The sequence below is a fragment of the Clostridium yunnanense genome, from assembly GCF_016595795.1.
GTDB classification, from domain to species: Bacteria; Bacillota; Clostridia; order Clostridiales; family Clostridiaceae; genus Clostridium_AR; species Clostridium_AR yunnanense.
Genome location: NZ_JAENHN010000059.1, coordinates 183,447 through 205,469, shown reverse-complemented (window position 1 = coordinate 205,469; position 22,023 = coordinate 183,447). Strand labels below are relative to the sequence as shown.

The following is a 22,023-nucleotide window of genomic DNA, read 5'->3' as shown; positions in this document are numbered from 1 at the left end:
TTTATTGTTTAGACACATTTAATGATATTATTGAAATTAAGTGGTTATGCGGTAGATGCTCTATGAGTGAGCTATTAGAATTAAATGATTTTTTCAGATGGAATGGCGTTTAAAAACTGTACTGTTCGAACGTAGTGAGTTTACAGTTTTAGCCATGGAATATGACAAAATCATATTAATTCTTTGCGTAAGCTCATTAAAGCATCGGATGCATAACCACTTAATTTCAACCACAATATTTAAAATTAGTGTGAAGCTGCTTAGTGCTCTCTTAATTAAGAAACTCCATATTGCTAAGATACTTATTTAAATTTTCCTTTGTTATCTTATCACTGCCGAGTATTATTTCTTTAGGAATACTTTGCTTTTTGTTTAATATTTCAATAGCATATTTTACAGCTTCCTTACCACCTGTCTCGCAAGTAAAGGTTCCCTGAAGAATTCCTTTATCCACTAAGTCAAGGCCACCATTGGCACCTAGAAGTCCATCTACTCCAATTACTTTAATATTTTTAAGTCCTAATTTATAAGCTGCTCTATAGGCACCAAGTGCCATGTAATCATTGTGAGCAAATATAACATCAATATCTTTTTCTTCTGCAAGTATTTCAGAAACTTTATCTTCAGTTTCATCTCTTTGCCACTCACCTATAACAGTCCTAGAGATTTCTATATTTTTGTGATCTTTCAATACTTCTTTGAACCCTTTACTTCTTTCAATCACTGGAGGTGAATTAAGCATACCTTGCACTTCAATAACCTTACCTTGTTTATTACCAATTAGATCCACCACAAGTTTACCAGCTTGTATACCTATTGATTCATTGTCTGGACCGATATACAAAGTATAGTCTGCGCTCTCAACTGGCCTATCTAAAACTATGACAGGAATTCTTTTATATGTTTCTGATACTAAAGGTGTCAACCTTTTCGAATCATCTATTGCCACTATTAACAAATCAACTCCATAATCTGATAGTTCTTGTATATCTTTTTTCTGTCTTTCTGAATCTCCTCCAGCATCCTTATAAATTATTTTTAAATTGCTGTACTTTTTTGCTTCATTTATTATTTCCTCGTTCATGGATATTCGCCAGGGTTCAGTCAAATTTGCTTGAGACATCCCTATTACAAATTCTATTCCTTCAGACTTCTTTGTCCTTTCTACTAGAACAGAAATAAAAACTAATATAATTAAGAAAATAAATATCCCAATTATTCTTTTAGGTATTATTATTTTTCTATCCAATCCCACTACCTCCCCTATATTCAGTTGGAGAGATTCCCATAACCTTCTTAAATGCCTTACAAAAATAATGTTGATTACTATAGCCTACCATCTCTGCTACTTGATAAATCTTTATAGTTGGGTCATCCATTATAAATATGGCTTTCTTGATTCTTAAGTTTGTCAAATAATCAATGAAAGAAGACCCGGTTTCTTGCTTTATAATTCTACTTAGATATGACGGATTTGCATTAAATTGTTCTGCAACAACTTCCAAGCTTAAATCATTAGAAAAATAATTGCCTTCTATATATTTTATTGCTAAAAGCACTACTGGCTTAAGCATTACCTTTCCTCTGATAACGTTTACCAAGGATTTGTAGGCTTGTTTAATTCCAACAACACCATTTGAAATCCTTCTTTGTTCCAGAAGAATATTAAACTTAAGATGCTTCAATATTTTCTCTTCCATAATTGTACCAATATTTATCCATTCAGAAGGATTGTCTATTTTAAAAACTATCATAATATTGTCTTCATTATCAACATAATTAAATATAGGCTCAAAGTCTCCCAGTACCTCGTAGCATATATTTATAATGGCAAAACTAAGAAGTCTATTATCCCACCTTTTTGATACTACTTCAGTATTAAACCTATCTAAAACCTTTATCATAACTATTCCAACATTATTATCTATATTTATCTTAAGAAATTTTAATTCATTAACAACAGCTTCAAAGGACATATTTCCACTTAACCAGCTATTTAGAAAGCTATGTCTTAAAGTATTTATATTATTATCAAACTGTTTGTTTACCCAGTCTAAATAATTTCTCCTGTCTCTTACCTTATTTAATTCCTCAATAGCTCTCGTAATAGCATCCTTAAGACTTTCCTTATTTACAGGCTTCAGAATATAATCAAATATCTTAAGCTTTATTGCCTGCTGCATATATTCAAACTCATCATGTCCTGTAATAATTATAATCATACATTCTTTATCATAAGCTTTTAATTTACTGATAAGCTCTAACCCATTTAAGAATGGCATACATATATCTAAGAGAATTATGTCTGGACATGTTTCTTGAGCTAAACTTAAAGCCATTTCTCCGTCCTCTGCCTCTCCAACAACTTCTATATCAAGTTGTTCCCATGCTACGGCTTTCCTAATTCCTCTTCTTATTCTTGCCTCATCATCTGCTATCATTAATTTAAACATCTTCTATCTCTTCCTCCATTATTTTATATAATTTTAATGTAAGACATAGACTGCTTAATGCAAAAGCTTCAGTAATATCAGCAAGTCCTTTACCAACTCTATATATATGGCTTTATTGGTGATTATATTCACACTCAGCTATATAAAACTTACCGAACATAATCACTTATTCTTATAAAAAAACCCCAAAGAAATTTCTCTTATGCTGTAGAGTTGTTTTTCTTTAGGGTTTTGATTATTAGTTTTTATTAATTTTATCAGGTGAAATCTTAAAAGCATATTTCCAAAGTATTAAATTTGCTATTACCGCTAAAATAATGTATATATACACACCGTAATTTATATTGGTACACAGAAAATGAACTCCTGCTAGAACTGCCAGTCCTAAAGCTAACAACAAATTTAACATCCCATTTTCTTTAGTACTTCCAAAAGCTTCGGAAAAAGGCAATGTCTTTTTATTAGCTGCAAAACATAATATGTTAAAAATCATTGTATTTAAAAGCACTATAACCATATCAGGCAATATCCTTAATCCAAAAATAAACATAAAAATTATAGTGTCCACTAAGAATAGTGGTAAAAATAGTTTTGCTATATACGCTTTTATTGCACCTTTAAATACTGGTACAAAACTATTTATAGGCAAGGTTTTATAGATCCATGCTCCCTTGTATCTTTCTGAATACTTTATCATCATCATAACCGTTGGAAGCATCATTCCACAAAAGTATATATAAAAATAAGATCTACCTTCTGCTACTTGCCTAAAGCTTGAAAAACCTATCTGCTGGAATATGAATATAAATGGAAATATTATAGAGAATCCTAGGCTTGGATATACTTTTAGTTTAAATTCTCTTTCATTTTTCATCATATCTGAAGCAAATCTAAAAAATACTCTTTCCTCCTTATTTCTACAAAGAAGCAGTGCGAGAAAATGATGTTGTTTTTTAAGCTTTCTTTTAACATTCTCAGAATTATTATTTAATTTTTGAAGGTTCTTTTCAAAAGCAGGCATTGTCTTTATATATATTACCATGGCTATGATAGGAATTAATATTGCCATTATAGTAAATATTATAAAGGTACCATTTATCTCTGATTTTTTAAGCATCTGAAAAGGCGCTGAAAACCAAATTGGTATTATAAAATATTGCCACCATTTAGGCTGGAATTGAATCTGTAAATCAACTATACTAAATAATCTCCCTAATAGCTGATACCCTACGGCAAGCACCATTGTTAAAGCTATCTGGATGTAGTTTATTATGTCCTTCAGCTTTTCCCCATCAAAAAATCTTAAAACTAGGAAATAAATCAAAGAAGTCAAAACAATTATTAGTATATCAATTAGTATTATTAAAACTAAAAATAAAAGAAAAAATGTAACTCCCTGCCTATATAAGCTTACAAAAAGCGCTGGACCAACCAAAGCAGCGGTAATATAGAACATATAAAGTGAAACATGAATAGTTTTTGCAAACCTTAGGGTTTTAAGATTAACAGGCTTTGTGCCTACTATGCTCTTATCTTTAATATCCAAAAGCACTGAAGAAAAATCAGAAATCAAAGAGGTCATTATAAAAAACATAATTATTACAAATACAAAACTCATTTGATAGATGTAATTAGTTTTCATCGCTACAAAAGGTATCAGTATAAGTCCCATTAAAAGATAAATCCCTAAAGATTTAAAAAATTTGTTGCTGCTAGCTTCATCTTCTTTCTTGTTACTGTTGGAAAAAACAGTAGGAACTCTTCTTCCATCCATTATCAATTTAATCTGCAGTATTTTCCTCATAGCTTTATAATCTACGCCTAATTTTTCAAATAAAGCTTTAAATCTATCCAAAAACTTTAAAAACTTAAAATCTTTCATAGGACTACACCTCTTCAACTATAGATACAAATTCTTCTGCAATAGTCTCATAACCATTGAAGCCAGTAATCTGATTGAAGATCTGTTCTAAGGATCCCTCCTTAGAATTTTGCTTTAACTGCTCAAAGCTGCCATCGGCTACAAGCTGACCATTATTAAGAAGTATTATTCTATTACTTATCTTTTCAACCACATCCATTATATGAGAAGAATAAAATATAGTTTTTCCTTGTTTCGCAAGATGAGAAAGAATTTCCTTTACAACCATCACACTGTTTGCATCTAATCCACTTAGAGGCTCGTCTAAAAACAATATTTCAGGATTATGAAGCATACTTGAAATTAGTAAAACCTTCTGCTTCATCCCTTTAGAATAAGAATTCACTCTTGAATCATAAGAATCACGTATACCAAATATCTCCATCAATCTTTCAGCCTTACTATTAGCCTTCTCATAGGACATTCCGTATAATTCTCCGATAAAAGTAAGATATTCTCTTGCAGTGAGATTATCATATATTTCAGCTATCTCAGGTACATACCCTATCTTCCTTTTATATTCAAGCCTATCCTTTGAAATATCTTGTCCTAATACCTTAACCTCTCCTGTATAACCTTCCACGATACCTAAGATTATTTTTATTGTTGTACTCTTTCCAGCACCATTAGTTCCTATATAACCTATAATCTCGCCCTTATGTACTTCTAGATTAATTCCTTTTAAAACCTCTTTGTATCCATAGCTCATACAAAGATTTTTTAGTTCAACTGTAATATTATCATTCATAATAACTCCCCTTTTGTGGCAAATATGTTAATATTACCATAACACTTCCAGGAAACTTTTTCAATTACAAAAAAATTGCACTTGTTTTGAATGAATTCTAATTTTACTTACATAAATATTAAAGATGTACCACTCCGATCTCAACGTTATTTTTAAAATCCAAAAACCTTGGTAAAAGAATTTTAAAAATACTAGTTTTATCACACAGTGGTACATCTTTATAGCAATATAATCATTAGACAGCTTGCCCTAAAAATATATCTGGTTTTACCAACATTTATTTAATACATATCGTAAGTATTTTAATATTGTTATTGGTAACTCTTTCTAAAACACACTTTAGCATCCTAATTAGATTATTATTAATAGTTAAAATTCTCTTAACTATATTGGAATTGATATTATCTTTTTTTCTTTTTAGAATCAGCAAGTATATTTTCAATTTGCTGCAAGAAGTCAGTTATATTGCAAATTATAATAGATCTTTTACTCATTCTCAAATTTAACATTTTAATTTTATGACTTTATTTTTATGATAAATCGTCAAAAAAACACTTATTTCTCTACCTCAATTTTTTCTACCAATTTATTTAATGTAGTAACTCTAGCTTCTCCCAAAATACTTATTGCTGCATTGAACAAATACTTATCCTCAGTTACTAGTATCAAATTATTATCTAAGTAACAAGTATACAATAGTGAAAGATCATTTTGTGACAATTTATTTTTATTATCAACATAGGTATTACCCTTCTTAGTATGCTTTATGTCCAAAGTGGAGTAAAACTTATTAATTTCATGTCTATCTGTATCTATAATAAAAAATATCAGTTTGCAAAATCTATCAGATAATACTTGTTGACCTTTATAGAACCGCATCTCTTTTACAACAAGTTCCTCACTTACTTCTCTTGAGATCCTAAGCTTTTTTTCTTCTATGAGCTTATCAATAACAAAAGGATACTGCTTCCAAAGTCCTATTACAACATTTGTATCTAATAAGTACTCCATAATAATCACTACTCCTTTAATATTGATATCTTAATTTTTCTTATATTGCTTATTATTTATTTAATTACAATATTGATACAGTCTATGATAAAATTATAAAAAAACTTCCATATCAATTGAAATAACTAGGTTTAGCTAATTTAAAACTTTATATTCTCCTATAAAATAAAAAATGCCTTTGGAAAGCTTTTTTCTCTCCAATGACATTACCATAACGATTCATTATTTATGCCCTAAAGAAAACTTACAAATAAAATTACTAATTAATAATTTGAAAACTACAGTATATATTAAACATATCTCCCTTAATATCAGATGAGATTGTTCCGTTCATCTTTTCCACTAAACCTTTTACAATAGCTAGCCCTAAACCTGTCCCCCTGCCTGAACGAGTTTTATCAGCCATGTAAAATCTATCAAATATATTTTCCATATCTTCTTCAGTTAAACTCGTAAAGGTATTACTGAAAGTAAGCAACATTCCGCCCTTCTCTTCTTTTAAACATATATCTATTTTATCTTTTCCATATTTTATAGCATTGGATAGCAGGTTTTCGATTATCCGTTCCAAGGATTTCTTTTCTGCCATAACGTAAAGAGTGTTACTTGTTATTTCTATATTAGGAGTAATATCTCTTTCCGCAAAATCAGCATATCTTCCTAATATTATCTCTTGCAATATCTTATTGATATTTAACTTTTCCATATTTATTTCATAATCCAAGGATTCAATTAGTGACAGTTCATAAAAATCATTTAATAGCTTTTCTAGCGACTTAGCCCTATGTTCTGCTATTTCTAGATATTCCTTTTTTTCATTTTCGCTAAGTTCATCTAGCTTCAAAAATTGAAGGTACCCAATAATTGATGTGAGAGGAGTTCTAAGATCATGGGACATATTGGCTATGGTTTGTTTTAAATCATTTTCAACCTTCATTCTTTCAGCCTCACTTTGTTTTCTTATAACGATGGTTTCATTTATTTCTTCTGCTAAAAGTTCAATCTTTTTATTAGACAACCCAATGGTGATTTTCCCTCCCGATTTATTCTTATTGATCACCGAGAGTTGCTTTATTAAGCTTGATATCTGCCTTTCAGCATAAAATAGCTTATATCCTAAAAAGATTATTATGATTGAAAAAGCCAAACCTAAAAATAACATTGTATTCCTGCCCTCCAGTATTTTCTACTTAATATCTGATTTTTTAAACATATAATTAGTAAACGGTATACATAAAACTATAGTTATTAAGCCTATTATAAGCGCACGCATATACTCCATGCCTCCAGCACCCTCTCTTGCAATTAGCTCCGCTTGAGATAATATAAAATTATCGTAGATTACTGCTGTGTCCGAATATCGAATATATATTATATTCATAACTCTAAATACAAAATCCAGTGCAATAATGAATCCAATATTAATGATAGGACTTTTAGACACAAATATGACTAATAAACTAATACTAGCAGTAGCTATCTGCAAGATAATCATAGTAAATACTAAATTTAATATATTTATAAAGTCTAAAGCATTAAATCCTGCTTCATAGCCATTTCTAAATGTATTTATTATTGTAACTACTAAAGGACTTATAAAATTTATACATATACACCCAATAAAGTAGACTATTGCTTTAGAGATAATAATGTTACTTCTTCTATGCCCATAGGCTATTAAGTTTTTTAAATAGCCAGAAGTAAATTCTATGCCAATAAAATCTGCTGAAAAGATTCCTATAAACAATGTAGATGCCAAACCAGATTGAATAAAAAACATGTAGGTTAGTGTCTCTTTACCGTTATACTGTTTTAATCTCTCAGAAAAAAGCCAAACAACCATTGCTTGTAACAAGGATAAGAGTATGAGAAAACATAATGATTTAGATCTTTTAAGCTTATAAAATTCCATTTCTAATAAATTAAACATCTTCTTCTCTCCCTATTACACTGGCAAAATAGCTCTCCAATTCTTCTCCCCTAGGCATAATCTCTTCTACTCTAATTCCTTCCTTAACTAAAGTCTCTGTAACCTTTCCGGTTTCATCTATGTAATCATATAAATTTATGATATTATCCGGCAAAATGTTGTACTCTTCTGTATTTAGCTTTTTGCTAAGAACAACTGCGGCATTTGCTGCACTATCCACTTTAATATGAACATATTTTTTGCATCTGTCCTTTAGCTCTTTAAGAGTCAATTGCTGTACTAACTTACCTTTATGGAGTATTCCATAATAACTTGCAAGCTGATAAAGCTCCCCTAGAATGTGACTTGAAATAAGTATTGTAATTCCATATTCTCTACTTAACTTTTTTAGTAAATCTCTTATCTCTATAACCTTAATCGGATCTAATCCATTAATAGGTTCATCTAAGATTAAAAGTTCAGGTTCTCCAAGTAATGCCATTGCTATAGCCACTCTTTGCTTACTTCCTAGAGATAAGTTTTTAACTTTGTTATTTTTTAACTCAATAAGACTTACCATACTTAGTGTTTTATCTATAGCGCTTTCCCCTGGTATACCTTTTTGAAGCCTGTTAATATTCATATTTTCATAAACAGATTTATTTTCATAAAGTGCTGGTTTCTCTATGATGGTTCCAATTCTTCTTCTTTGCGCTTCAATTTTAGATTTTTCAGCCTCCCCAAAAAGTTCTATACTCCCACTATCAGGAATGGAAAGACCTGTTATAATTTTAAGCAGTGTACTTTTCCCTGCTCCATTTAAACCAATTAGACCATAGATTTGTCCTTTTTTTATAGTCATACTTATATCTTTAAGTACATTTACATTATTATATTTTTTTGTTATATTGTTTAACTTTAATATGGTATCACTCATAATATAATCCTTTATAGATGTACCACTTTGTAATAAAATCTTAATTTTTTAAATTTTCTCACCAAAACCCGTGAGAGTTTTAAAAATAGATTTCGGATCAAAGTGGTACATCTTTACAAACTTTTTTTATTTATTATAACACAAGTAATTACAAAAAATAACAATCCGCAACTTATCATAATTATTCCTTGATAAAAAGTATAATGCCCTGCAAAAAAACCAGTGTTTGCTATATAAAAAGGCAACTGTTCTATTACTTTACTCAAAACTTCACTTTTTTTAGATTCTAAAGCTTGTGTAAAAAGCACCAATATCAAATCAAAATACAGAACATATCCAATAACTCCTGTGATTATCAAATTTGAAGTTATGGTTGAAATCATAAGTATAAAGGAACCTATGGTAAAGGAATAAATTAAAAATGTACAAAGGTGAGTAAGCAGCGCTCCTATTTCAAAAGTTCTACCTAATACTTCTGTCAATTCATAAAATGCTAGACAAATAACCGAAATAAATATTATGCTAATTAATTTAGAAATTATTATTTCCTCTCTTCTAAATATTCCTGTAAAAATCATTTTATCAGTTTTATTAGAAAATTCCTGTGTTAATAAAATACTACTTAAAACCAGAATAATATATGGAATCGTTTGAAGAAAGGTTTCTGGAATGGTAGATAAATGTAATTCACTGCTGAAATATACCGAAACATAATAGCTTAAAAATGATAAAACGCACAATGTTACTAAAGCAGTAATAAGCTCTCTCATAAACCTTTTTCTTTTTATTTCAAGTGTAGCAACCTTTAAAAGTCTATCCATAATAATCTTCCTCCTTATTATTTTATTTCTCTTCTGCTAATTACAACAGTTGTAGCTAATAAAAATACTAGTGCCCAGATTAAATTTATAAGTACTGCTCTTACTGTAAACATACCTTGATTTAATGCCGATACGTTATAAAAAGGTGTTATCATATATCCCCATAGCTTATCTTTTAATTCTGGATTTCTATAAATTAGCATTGTCATACCGGAAGTATAAAAATTAATCATGGCTAAAAATAATATATAAAACAGTATAGACTTACTTTCATTAAAACTTATAGAGACTATTAGTAGCATGATACTTCCCATAACTAAGGTCGTAGCTACATAAGTTATAAACATTTGTATATGTGGATATGCAAAAAATCCTGTTATACCTATCTTTGAGTACAATAATATAGAAGCTAAAATATTATTTATTTCTGCTAATACAAAGAAAGCGAGTGCTAACATTAGAAGTGATATAAATTTTGAGAACATTATTTCTATCCTATTAAAGATTCCGGTAAAAACTGTTTTGCTAGTATTAAATCTAATATCATCTCTCAAAAGAGACACTGCTGCATATAGAATTATTACAAATAAAAAACGTTCAAATTCAAAACTATAACCTTCAAGATCGTATTTAGAAGGATGCACAACCAGAATCCATAACATAGAATATCCAAAAGCAGCTATTATTCCAAGTAATAATTCCTTTGTACGTAAAACATTTTTTACATTTAAATATGCTGTTTTTAATAATCTATCCATTTTATTCACTCCTCATTGTATCCAAATACTTTTTCTCCAAACTATCTTTAACTTCATATACACTTCTAAGAGGTATATCAGCTTTGCTTATACTAGAAACTAGATTTTCTAGATCCTCCCTGTTGATTTTACATTGAATTTGGTCTTTATCAGTAACTTTACAGTTTAATTTTCTTTCATTGAAAAAAACCTCTAAAGCTCCTATTTTACTTGTTATAAAAGCTACTGTAGTGGCATCACCACTATCTCTATTTAAACTTTCAACCTTAATTATCTTTCCTTTTTGTATAAACACAACCTTATCGCACATAAGCTCTATTTCAGAGAGGATATGACTTGATATTAGCACTGCTGTATTTTTTTCTTTAGCAAGCTGCTTTATAAATTTTCTAAGCTCGGGAACTATTGCTGGGTCTAACCCATTGGTAGGTTCGTCTAGTATTAAAAGCGGTGGGTAGGTTAATACAGCCTGAGCAACCCCTAGTCTTTGCTTCATTCCTAAAGAATATTGCTTAACTTTCCTATGAACATAATCCTCAATCCCAAGACTTTTTACTATTTCATCAATTTCTTTTTTATCTCTCATACCCGAAATTTCAGCAAAAAACAATAAATTTTCATATCCAGTTAAATTAGGATAAAATCCAGGTGTCTCTATAACACATCCAACTGACTTTGTTTCTTTCTTTTTTGAAGTTTTTATATTTTCATCTTTTATAAATACATCTCCACTATAACTTTTCAAAAGACTAGTAATAATCTTCATTAACGTAGTCTTTCCAGCGCCATTTGGTCCTACAAGTCCTATAATCTCCCCTTCATTTATTGAAAGATTTACACCTTCAAGAACCTTTTGTCTTCCATATGCTTTAGTTATATTTTCTACTCTTAAAATCTCGTTCATAGCTTGATTCCTCCAAACTTTATATTTAATTAACTCTTATGAAGTGGTATATCAATATCTTATAATTGAGAAAATAAAAAAACTTAAAGGAATCCTTAAGAAAACCTTAAGTTCATCCTTTAAGCTTGTAGCCCATTCCCCATATTGTTTCTATATATTCCTCTTCCGAATTTGCCTTTTGCAATTTATTCCTCAAATTGCTCATATGTACATTTACTGTGTTGTCATCACATAAATACTCTTCTCCCCATACACTTTCAAAGATATTAGCTTTACTGAATACCTTTTTAGGATGGGTTAAAAATAATTCTAGTATATTAAATTCCCTTGCAGTTAAGATTAATTTAATTCCATTTACCTCAACCTCTTTAGTTTCTTTATTCAACACAATGTCCTTATAAATTAGCTTTTCATCGAAAGCCTCACTGCTATTAAAATTCACATATCTTCTAACATTTACATCAATCCTTGCTGACAATTCTTCCAAGTCAAAAGGTTTAGTAATGTAATCATCTGCTCCTAATTTAAAAAGCTCTAATTTTGACTGTTTATCTATCTTTGCAGAAACTATAATTATAGGCATTGTCTTATTTTTTCTTATGCTTTTAATTAATTCCTCTCCAGTCTTACCTGGCAGCATTAAATCCAGTAGTACTAAATGAAAGGTGTCTCTTTCAAGATGCAACAAAGCTTCTGTGCCAGAATAAGCTTGCACCACATTGTAATTATTTTTCTTCAATAACTTTGCAATTAAGTTATTTATACTATCATCATCTTCTACTATCAAAATATTAATATTATCCATCATCTTTTTCTCCTTTTATATTTCTTAAAATTTATATAAAGGATTCCTATATTGAAACTTAAGTTATACTTGTTCGATAATCCCCATCCATGACTTATTTCAACGTAAATCCAAATTCACAACCTTTATTGTGCCTGCTTTTACAGTATATCTCACCACCATGTTCCTCTATTATGTATTTACATATAGATAACCCTAGACCTGAACCTGGTATACTTGAGCTCCTTGACTTTTCTGCTCTATAAAACTTATCAAAAACATAGGGAATATCATCTGGGCTTATGCCTATACCATTATCCTTAACCTTTATAAGAACTTTCCCACTCTGCCCTTCTGCTTCAATAACGATGCTGCCTCTACCCTCTTTCATATACTTTATACTATTTTCCACTAGATTGTATAGAACTTCTGTTATACGCCTCTTATCTATATATACTAACATATCCCTTGTATTTACTTCATAAGAAAAATCAATATTTTTTTGTTTTACATATACCTCTAGCTCTTTCATTATAGGAATAAAATACTCATAAAAATAAACTTCTTTCATGTTTATATCAAGTTGATTTAGTTCAGCATTCGAATATTCTAATAGTTCATTTATCATATCTATAAGTAAATCTGTCTTTCCTATGATTATATTTACATAATCCTCTTGAGCTTTAGGTGTTCTAGCTATACCATCTCTAAGCCCTTCACTGTAAGCTTTGATAGTAGATATTGGAGTCTTAAGATCATGCGAAATACAAGATATCAGTTCTTGCTGAGATTTCTTAAGAACTTCTTCTCTTATCTGCTTTGCCTTTAATTCGTCTCTCATAAGTTCAAAGGAATAGGTAAGATCACCAACTTCATTTTCTCCTATTTGTTTTTCATAGGTTCTAATAACCTCTAAATCATAATTTCCAGCAATGATTCCTTTGGTTGACCCACTAATTTCTTTTAAGGGAGTTAAAATTCTTCTGCTAAAGTATAAAGTCCTAACCACCACTATAGAGACACTTATAAAAATACCAAAAATCATTGGGAAAAACACATTTATTACTCTGTCTGAATTTGATTCCATTAAAATATCTTTTTCAGGTATTAAGAAAACAACAAAGCCATTTACATTTCCATGCTGCTCTAGTACAAAGCTTTCTTTTATTTCATGTTTATTATTGACACTAAAGCTTTTATCTGTTTGAAGCATCTCTTGAGTATTTAAAAGTTCCCCAACCTTATATTCAAAGGCACCACCATTATATAAAACTCTTCCATCTAGTCCAAAAACAATATACGGATAACTCCCTTTGTTGTATGTTCCTTTTTCTATTTCATTTTTTTGCTTTGAAACTATCATCCTAATATCATTATCATATATCTTAAAATCCATATTTAAAAATCTATAAATACTTAAGCTAACTGATACGAAAAGAACGACTACTATAATAGCAGCCGTTATAATATTTCTTTTATGAAGAATATTATTCATAAAAAACTCCCCTTTTAGGTGATATCTATTAATCTATAGAATCATCTTTATGCAATGAATTTATATCCTGCTCCCCATACTGTTTTTATATATTCCAAATCATATTTTGCTAACTTCTCTCTGATTCTATTTACATATACGGTTATACTATTGTCATCACAAATACCGTTATAGCCCCATACGCCTTCATATATTTGCTCTTTTGAAAAAACCTGATTTGGGTTTTTAGCAAAAAAGAATAACATATCGAATTCTTTAGTTGTTAGGTTTAATTGTTCTCCCTTAACAATTGCCGAATAAGAGGATTTATTGAGCGTTAATTGCCCTATCTTCACTTCATTATTATCCATAGGATGTACAACTTTTATCTTCTCATATCTTCTAAGCTGAGCCTTTACTCGTGCTACTAACTCCAATGGGCTAAAAGGTTTTGTTACATAGTCATCAGCGCCAATTCCAAGGGCTATAACTTTATCCATTTCTCCATTTTTAGCAGAAATCATAATAATAGGCACTTCTGATTTTTCTCTTATCTCTTTACATACACTTATTCCATCTACCTTTGGTAGCATTATATCTAAAAGAACGAGGCTTGGCATTCTTTCATAAAATTCTTTTAAGCCTTCGTGTCCATCATGAGTCACTACAGGTTCAAAGCCTTCTACTTCTAAATATGCTCCTAAAATATCAGCTAGTTCTTTTTCATCTTCTACTATCAATATCTTATGCCCCATTTTGCACCTCATTTTCAAACGATTGTTTATCTGCTTTGTAGAATAGATATTTTTTCTAAAACCCGCATTATTACTATATATTTATATGATTTTATAAATATATAATCATATAAATATAAAATTATATAAACTTTTAATTTTATATTTACACCTATGAAAATTATATCTTAGATTAACTATTCTTACAAGTTCTACCACCCCTTCTCTTTAAGGAACTTATACAATATCTCTTCTCTTTCTGAAGCTGACATTTTATCATATCGCTCTAAGTTTAATTCACCATCTATACGCCCGTCTTTGAGATATATAATGCGGTTGCCTCTTAGAGCAGCCTTTAGATCGTGAGTTACCATTACCACAGACTGTCCTTCGTTATTGATAGTTGTAAATATATCTAAAACATTTTCTCCCTGAGAAGAATTAAGAGCTCCCGTTGGTTCATCTGCAAATAATATTTTAGGATTATTAATTAAAGCTCTACATATAGCTGCTCTTTGTTTTTGACCACCAGACATCTGATTTGGAAACTTCTTTCTATGAGGCGTAAGTTCTAGTTTTTCCAATAAGTTATCTATCTTTCCCTCTATTTCTTTACGTTCAGCTTTTGTCTTATAGGTTGGACTTAAAATATTTTCATATACAGTAAGATTAGGAATTAAGTTGATTCCTTGAAATACAAATCCTAATCTCTCTTTACGTAGCTTTGATATTTCTTTTTCTTTCATTCTCGTAATATCTATTCCTTCAAAATAAACCTTTCCAGTGGTCACGTCATCCATCCCACTCAAATTATAAAGTAGAGTAGATTTTCCAGAGCCAGAGCTTCCCATAATAACAGTGAAATCACCTTCATAAATCTCTAAATCTAAATTTTTAATAACATTATTTATTTCACCATCACTTATAAAACTCTTACATAATAGCTCTGTTTTTATAATAATATCTTTCATAAACTTAAAACTCCTTTCAATAGCTAAATTACCCGGTTGAAATTAAGTGATTAACCCTTCTATGCTTTAATGAACTTACTCAAAAATTTAATTTCACCTCAAATTATTGAACTTATATAAAAATAATCCTAGTATTTACTCCTGTACCAAATCTCTAACATTAACTTTTTTAAGTGAACGCGAAGATATAAGTGTACTAATAATAAAAGCAATAAGCACCGCTATATTTGCCAAGGCTATATGAAAATAATTATAGGTTACAGGATATTTTATAAATCCAAACATAGACAAACATACTTTCATAATACTTGGATATAGTAAGATAATCATAGGCACTGCAATTATTATAGAGATCACTGCGAGCACCCCAACATAATATAGGTTAGAACATATTAGATGCCAAGTTGAATATCCAAGACACTTGTAAATACCATTTGTCTTTTCATTACTCGTGTTTCTTAAGATTACGATACAGAAAATATTAATACCACCTACTAAAAGCACTAGAGCAACTACCGGAGGAATAGCTCCTTTTTGAGGAGTTACAATCATATCCATTATACTGCTGAAAGCCTCTGTCCTAGCAGTAATATTCCCATTGCCTCCTATTCTTTTCTTAGTATCTTCTATAAAAGAGTTCATTTGGTTTTTATCTTTCAAGTAAATTGAAAAGTAATTATAACGGAAATCATAATTATTGTCTTTATATACAGAGGTAGTTAGTCTACAGCAATCCCCCATATCATAATAAGTTTGGAATATCCCTGTTATAAGTAGATTTACTCTTTTTTCTCCACCTAAATATATCTCAATATAATCCCCTACAGTTTTATTAAGATCTTTTGCTACTTTACTTCCTATTGAGATCTCTTTTGAGGTCTCAGGATTTCTTCCCTCTATTATAGGTAACTTCGTTAGTGAATAGTCATCATAAACAAAGGCTTTCATGGCGGTGGACTTCATTCCCTTCTTCCATTTCATAGTTACCTCAGTGGCAATATTGCTACTTAAATAATAGTTCACTCTTGAATCATTCTTTATAATAGCTTCAACCTTTGCAGTATTTTTCCTATCTGTTATATTAATCATAACATCGGATTTATCTACACCAAGCCAGTAGTCGTTGTTATCCTTCATGGTATTTGCCACATCTAGAGATACTATCCCAAAATTGATACTAAATATTGTCACGATGGAAGTTATAAGTATCACAATGGCGTTTTTTCTATTTCTTATTACACCTCTTAATGCAATCCCTATAGCCGAGAACTGGAATTTAAAATTACCTTTATAAGAATTTTTCTTTTTCGTACCGGAATTTGACATCCCATTTAAGGCATACACCGGTTTAACCCTCTTTGTCTTATTTATGATTCTATAGATTATACCAATCACTAAAATTACAATCACTACATAACAAGTAATTCCAGGGACAAATACATTATTAGTGATTACTTTCCCCATATTCTTAAACATAGAGCTTAAGATAATATTCGATATACTTGAAGAAGCTACGCCACCTAATATACAAGCTACAGAGATTATTAAAAAATAAAACTTTAGATACATACTCAAAATATCACCTGAGTTATACCCCATAGTTTTATATATAGCAATTGCTTTAGCGTCCGTAATCATCAGATTTTGTATCATAAAATTGATTATTATACAACTAACAACTAGCATGATAACTCCTATGGCAAGAAAAACCGCTCCGATTACATTGCCTGCTATCTGATTATTATTAATAGTAGCTTCTAAAGTTACCATCATTCCATTCATTTGTCCGTCGTATTTTTCCCTATATTGCTCCTCAAGTTCTGCTCCGGTAACTCCAGCTTTTCCATAAAGTTTAATGTTTAGATAACTATTCATTCCTTCTGGTAATTTTTTTATCAATATGTCACTATCATAAGAAGTTGACATTTCGTAGACTTCTGAGTATATACCCTTTACCTTGTAAAAAACATCTCCACTAGGAAGTTTTATTTTTATCTTATCCCCAACCTTGATATTATCCTGATTACTTACACAGGCTGGAATAATACATTCATCATCTTTTAACTCCCTTACTGTTTTTTTATTTCCTTCAAGAAAGTGAACATCTCCAAAAACTGAATCTTTATATTCGGTAAGCTTTAAAAAACCTTCTATTTTTTTATCATTAAGACTTAGCTCCTCAGTAATATAGTGAACTCTGGAATACTCAACTCTTTCAATATTTGATATCTTAGCAAATTGTTCTCCTAAAGCAATGGTTTCCTTATCCGTTTTAGAATATGGATACACTATTGCCGTAGCTGAATTGCACTCTTTCGCAAACTCCTTAAAGGGCTTATCTAAGGATATTAATATACTAATTGAAGCGCTCATCAGCATAGAACATAACATTATTATTAAAAACATAAGTGCTGCCTGAAGTTTTTTATGTCTAAAATTCTTGATCCACATACTCCCTAACCTCTCCTAATACATATTATTTAGCAGACATATACCCCCAACTACTTTTCGGAACTTTATTATGGAGATACCACTTCGTAATAAAACTTATTATCTTAAAATTTTCTTACCAGAACCGATAAGCGTTTTAAAAATAGACTTTGGTTCGAAGTTGTATATATCTGCATCCTATATATTTATAATAATTGGTAAATATAAAATAAAAATATATTAAATATTAATAATTATTAATAGCTCTATGGACCATATATAGAAATTAGGGTGTCTCTACATCCGACACTTCGATGAGTTTCGCAAAGAATTAATATGATTTTCTTAGATTTCATAGCTAAAACTGTATAACTCACTACGTTCGGACAATACAGTTTTACTTTTTAATAATCAATACCTTTTATAAATATTTCATATCTTAAATTTAAGAAAATAGAAAGGTGGCTGTCATACATGAATTAAATTAATTCACTGTACGACAGCCACAATAATTACTCACTATCAGCTTTTGCCTTGTTGTATTCTTCCATTTGCTTTAGATAATTTATCTGAGTTTCAGTTTTACCTGAATATTTTAAACTTTCGTCAACAGCTTCAATTGTAGCTTTACCAGAAGCCCTATCTTGCATGTCAACCTTTAATTTTTCAAATTGTTCTCTTGTCAGCTCTATATAACTTCCACAGCCCGGACAAGCAATTTGATATGTTTTCTTATATGGTATTATAGGTATAAAAAACAAGGTAAACCATGTTGTTGCAATACATAATCTCCAAACATTAGTCTGGTTACAATAATTGCAGGTACGCTGAAAAACTCCACCAATAAACTTTCTGGTTACCTTACCCCATCCCCAAATTATCATAATATCACTCCTTATATGTAATCCAAATAATTATAACATTTACCTGTATATTCCACAACCAAGGTTTATTATAATTAATTTCAACAATAATCTTAAACATAGTCATAATTTTGAACGTATAAATATTATCAGGCTGGTATATTAGTTTCGCTATGTAGAATATATTGAAACAACATTACAATAAGTATAAAGATAACCTGTGATTAATTACATAACTATACTTTAAAACAGAGTGGAGGTCTTATAATGGAAACATCAAAGTTTAGAAAATTATATTTTTTAATTAATGTTCCGATAATACTGCTTTTTTTCATCCTTTCAATTACGCCAATTTTCATAACTGATAGATTGGCTATATATTATGTTGGTATAACTGCTCGAATGATAATGGGTGTATGGGCTATTTTTAACGGCTTATGGAATGGCTGTACTGATTATTATTCTTTCTTAAAGAATAATAGGTTTCAAAAAAACGATAAAACTCCTAAATGGATATGGCTACTACTTTTTATAGTTGGTGTAGGATGTATTATAACTGCTTTTATGGGGTATGGATTTAATGGGGTTAAGAAACCTGTATAATTCTTAGTATAGCCTAATACTTAATATTCTAAATAGAAGCAATTTAAAGGAAGTCATTTTGACTTCCTTTAAAATAAATATTTTATTTTTCTTGAGATACATGAAGTATACTATAGATCACTCCATCTATTTCTTCTACCTTACTCAAATCATCTATAAAATAAAATATATTGTATCTCCATTTCTCAGGACTATAAATCACAATATATTCTGCACCAGCAATTTTAGGCATATCTCTTTCTATTCTGTCACTTAGCCCCTTCAAGCTTTCTCCAGCCTCTATTTCTTTTGTCACTTCAAATAAATATTTGATTTCCTTTATACTGTCACCTGTTGTATCAATTAGGGGTATTCCTATATCTATATGCTGCCAACCGAAGGAAGAGATGATATTATCATAAAATCCATCAAATAAAAACTTGTTCATCCCTTCACTATCCTTCCAAAGGTACAATGGACAATAGCTGTTACTGAAATTATTGTTAGCACCTTTTTCTGTTATTAGATATAACTTAAACTTCAAATCATCAAATCCATCAGTTTTAAATCCATTCTTTTTTACTCTTTCCTTTATGATTTCCATATTATAATCGCTCGGTAATACAATCTTATACTGCATTCCAATCATCTGTAATCCCACCTTATCTTTTATCTTTATTTTAAAATAAACATTTCTAATTTCACCACTTTACTAGAAACTCAATAAGTTATTTTTCACACTTTTAGTTTAAACCTATATTAATTAATCGTATAATACTTATTAATAATATTTGCTATCACTTTTAGTGATATACAGCTCTGTTTATATATAAACTTGAGGATATAGCATTACTAAACAGTAGTGTTGTGATAAAATAGTTATAAAATTTATTTTAAATAATGATATGACATCGAAATTCAGATACTCATTATGATAACTTTGAAAGGTTAATACTATGGAGATTAATGACTTAAAAATATTTCAAATGGTTGCATACGAAAAATCTATTTCAAAAGCAGCCATAAAACTTGGATACGCCCAGTCCAATATTACGATGAGAATTAAAGTACTTGAAGATAAATTGAGTACTTCATTATTTATAAGAAACAATAAAGGTACTATTCTTACTTCAGATGGAGAAAAACTTCTTCTTTATGCTGATAAAATACTTAATTTAGTGGACGAAGCTACAGAAGAATTTAAAAAGCCTAGTAGTCTAAATATAAAGCTTACAATTGGCGCTACTCAGACCATTTCTGCGTCTATAATGCCGAAATTATTTGCTTTATTTCATACCAAAAATCCAACAATAGCTCTATCTTTAAAGACTGAAAAACAAGAAGTTCTTTTAGATATGCTATCAAAAGGAGATGTAGATGGTATATTTATATATGCTAATTGTGTAACTGAACAAGTTAAAGAAATCTTTGACTTTACAGAAGAAATAGTTCTAATATCTGCTTCTGCCATCAATGATATAAAAAATATAACAACGCCAATAATAGTGAATACTGATAACTTTTGTCCCTATCATACTCTACTAAAAAAGTGGTTTGTTCATAACCATTCAACCCCTATAAGTATTATCCAATTCGATAGTTTGGAGTCTATTCTTAGAGGTGTAGCTTCTGGGCTAGGAGTTAGCCTTTTATCAAAAAGATCTCTGCCAGAAAGTCATAATTTTCATGTATATGATTTAGGAACTGATTTTAATAAGGTTAAAATCAAGTTTGTATTAAATAGTAATAAAATAATATCTAATGTTCTAAAGGACTTTATTTCTATTTCTAAGCACTGATGTTATGTGTAAAATTTATAAAAATAAAAAGCACCTATTGGTAGTCTTATTATATTCTAGTTATTAAACTAAATATAATTACTCTGCCAACTGTGCTTTTCTATATTACACTTATATATTTTACTTAAGCTTGCTCCATTTTTCTTATGTTTAACCAATACAAAATTACTCCAATTAACTTACAAACTGAGATGAGTATAGCCCCAACAAGTATGACGTTTATAATTATAAATACTAAATCTACATTACGATTTTCTCTTTGAAGAGTGAACACCACATTCAATGAAATAGAACTAAAAGCACTTGCTGCAATTACATTATATAGTATTCTTTTTATTAATGTTTTGTCACGAACCTTCTTTTGCTTTAAAAAATCCAACTTAGAAGTATTACCAAAATCATCATTTGTTTTCCTCCAAATTACCATCCGAATCCCATCCATCCACATATACTTGATTGGTTTCCACCCAATTTTAATAAAAGATTCGAAATATTGTTTATCTACATATGGAAGAAAATCAGTAAAATACTGAGTCTTACTGCTCTCATCTTTTTTAAAATAAAGTATGAGTCCTCTCAAAGCAATTCTGTGCAGTTTATATCCTTTCCTCTCCATATCTTCTAACCATCTTTCAAGTTTAGATGGAAATAAAAATAACCAGAAGCCTTTTATTACTCTTTTTAATCCATCATTGTTTTCTAAGCTTTCATCTACTTCAATATAATCAGTTAAACGCTTTGCACTTCTGCCCTTTTCCATAATTTCATTCCTTAGAACATGTAAATTTACCTACTAATAAAGCAAGCATTATTACTTTATTTTACACTAAAGCCACAAATCAGTATATATAAATTCATTTTATTGCTAATGTACATACACACCCTAAAATGTAACCTGTATGTGTATATTTTTTATACTATTAG

At 29.7% G+C, this 22,023-nt stretch carries 21 protein-coding genes; 2 read left to right on the top strand and 19 right to left on the bottom strand.

The features are described 5' to 3' along the window. Positions 1–271: 271 nt before the first annotated feature. From JHL18_RS22195 to JHL18_RS22115, 17 genes are all read right to left on the bottom strand, one after another. A complete protein-coding gene (locus JHL18_RS22195; protein ID WP_243278111.1) occupies positions 272–1,249 on the bottom strand; it encodes a substrate-binding domain-containing protein in 978 nt (325 codons plus the stop codon). Next, positions 1,242–2,453: a response regulator transcription factor gene (locus tag JHL18_RS22190; RefSeq protein WP_200273320.1), complete on the bottom strand. Its 1,212-nt coding sequence runs from the start codon at positions 2,451–2,453 to the stop codon at positions 1,242–1,244. Before JHL18_RS22190 ends, JHL18_RS22195 begins: the two co-directional genes overlap by 8 nt. Positions 2,454–2,691: 238 nt before the next feature. Further along, positions 2,692–4,335 (bottom strand): hypothetical protein, encoded by a 1,644-nt coding sequence (locus JHL18_RS22185; protein WP_200273318.1) that lies wholly within the window; start codon positions 4,333–4,335, stop codon positions 2,692–2,694. Between the two features lie 4 nt (positions 4,336–4,339). Further along, positions 4,340–5,122 carry an ABC transporter ATP-binding protein gene (locus JHL18_RS22180; RefSeq protein WP_200273316.1) on the bottom strand — a complete coding sequence of 261 codons (783 nt, stop codon included), beginning with the start codon at positions 5,120–5,122 and terminating at the stop codon, positions 4,340–4,342. Positions 5,123–5,677: 555 nt separating this feature from the next. Further along, complete coding sequence (locus JHL18_RS22175) at positions 5,678–6,133, bottom strand: PIN domain-containing protein (protein WP_207753091.1); 456 nt, start codon at positions 6,131–6,133, stop codon at positions 5,678–5,680. Positions 6,134–6,392: 259 nt separating this feature from the next. Further along, on the bottom strand, positions 6,393–7,295 hold the full coding sequence (locus tag JHL18_RS22170) for a sensor histidine kinase (RefSeq protein ID WP_200273314.1): 903 nt from the start codon (positions 7,293–7,295) through the stop codon (positions 6,393–6,395). 24 nt (positions 7,296–7,319) lie between these two features. Beyond that, positions 7,320–8,063, bottom strand: coding sequence for an ABC transporter permease (locus tag JHL18_RS22165; RefSeq protein ID WP_200273312.1), 744 nt, complete (start codon positions 8,061–8,063; stop codon positions 7,320–7,322). Further along, on the bottom strand, positions 8,056–8,979 hold the full coding sequence (locus JHL18_RS22160; RefSeq protein ID WP_200273310.1) for an ABC transporter ATP-binding protein: 924 nt from the start codon (positions 8,977–8,979) through the stop codon (positions 8,056–8,058). The genes JHL18_RS22165 and JHL18_RS22160 overlap by 8 nt, the downstream gene beginning before the upstream one ends. A gap of 113 nt (positions 8,980–9,092) precedes the next feature. Further along, positions 9,093–9,800: an ABC transporter permease gene (locus tag JHL18_RS22155; RefSeq protein ID WP_200273308.1), complete on the bottom strand. Its 708-nt coding sequence runs from the start codon at positions 9,798–9,800 to the stop codon at positions 9,093–9,095. Positions 9,801–9,817: 17 nt separating this feature from the next. Next, positions 9,818–10,558, bottom strand: a complete 741-nt coding sequence (locus JHL18_RS22150; RefSeq protein ID WP_200273306.1) for an ABC transporter permease family protein — start codon at positions 10,556–10,558, stop codon at positions 9,818–9,820. A gap of 1 nt (position 10,559) precedes the next feature. After that, positions 10,560–11,462, bottom strand: a complete 903-nt coding sequence (locus tag JHL18_RS22145) for an ABC transporter ATP-binding protein (protein WP_200273304.1) — start codon at positions 11,460–11,462, stop codon at positions 10,560–10,562. A 112-nt stretch (positions 11,463–11,574) separates the two neighbouring features. Further along, entirely contained in the window at positions 11,575–12,270 is a 696-nt protein-coding gene (locus tag JHL18_RS22140) for a response regulator transcription factor (protein ID WP_200273280.1), read from the bottom strand. 91 nt (positions 12,271–12,361) lie between these two features. Continuing rightward, positions 12,362–13,741, bottom strand: coding sequence for a sensor histidine kinase (locus tag JHL18_RS22135; protein WP_200273278.1), 1,380 nt, complete (start codon positions 13,739–13,741; stop codon positions 12,362–12,364). A gap of 47 nt (positions 13,742–13,788) precedes the next feature. Beyond that, a complete protein-coding gene (locus JHL18_RS22130; protein ID WP_200273429.1) occupies positions 13,789–14,475 on the bottom strand; it encodes a response regulator transcription factor in 687 nt (228 codons plus the stop codon). A 191-nt stretch (positions 14,476–14,666) separates the two neighbouring features. Next, positions 14,667–15,425, bottom strand: coding sequence for an ABC transporter ATP-binding protein (locus JHL18_RS22125; protein WP_200273276.1), 759 nt, complete (start codon positions 15,423–15,425; stop codon positions 14,667–14,669). 135 nt (positions 15,426–15,560) lie between these two features. Then, positions 15,561–17,876: an ABC transporter permease gene (locus JHL18_RS22120; protein ID WP_200273274.1), complete on the bottom strand. Its 2,316-nt coding sequence runs from the start codon at positions 17,874–17,876 to the stop codon at positions 15,561–15,563. A 491-nt stretch (positions 17,877–18,367) separates the two neighbouring features. After that, the gene (locus JHL18_RS22115) at positions 18,368–18,739 is read right to left on the bottom strand and encodes a zinc-ribbon domain-containing protein (RefSeq protein ID WP_200273272.1); all 372 of its coding nucleotides are present in this window, start codon (positions 18,737–18,739) and stop codon (positions 18,368–18,370) included. A gap of 246 nt (positions 18,740–18,985) precedes the next feature. Between JHL18_RS22115 and JHL18_RS22110 the strand changes: the two genes are divergently transcribed. Beyond that, on the top strand, positions 18,986–19,321 hold the full coding sequence (locus JHL18_RS22110) for a hypothetical protein (RefSeq protein WP_200273270.1): 336 nt from the start codon (positions 18,986–18,988) through the stop codon (positions 19,319–19,321). Positions 19,322–19,403: 82 nt separating this feature from the next. Here the strand turns inward: JHL18_RS22110 and JHL18_RS22105 are convergent, their stop codons facing one another. Continuing rightward, on the bottom strand, positions 19,404–19,949 hold the full coding sequence (locus tag JHL18_RS22105; protein ID WP_200273268.1) for a DUF4865 family protein: 546 nt from the start codon (positions 19,947–19,949) through the stop codon (positions 19,404–19,406). A gap of 307 nt (positions 19,950–20,256) precedes the next feature. Between JHL18_RS22105 and JHL18_RS22100 the strand changes: the two genes are divergently transcribed. Continuing rightward, entirely contained in the window at positions 20,257–21,099 is an 843-nt protein-coding gene (locus JHL18_RS22100) for a LysR family transcriptional regulator (protein WP_200273266.1), read from the top strand. A 124-nt stretch (positions 21,100–21,223) separates the two neighbouring features. Here the strand turns inward: JHL18_RS22100 and JHL18_RS22095 are convergent, their stop codons facing one another. Continuing rightward, complete coding sequence (locus JHL18_RS22095) at positions 21,224–21,859, bottom strand: DUF2812 domain-containing protein (RefSeq protein ID WP_200273264.1); 636 nt, start codon at positions 21,857–21,859, stop codon at positions 21,224–21,226. Between the last annotated feature and the right edge of the window lie 164 nt (positions 21,860–22,023).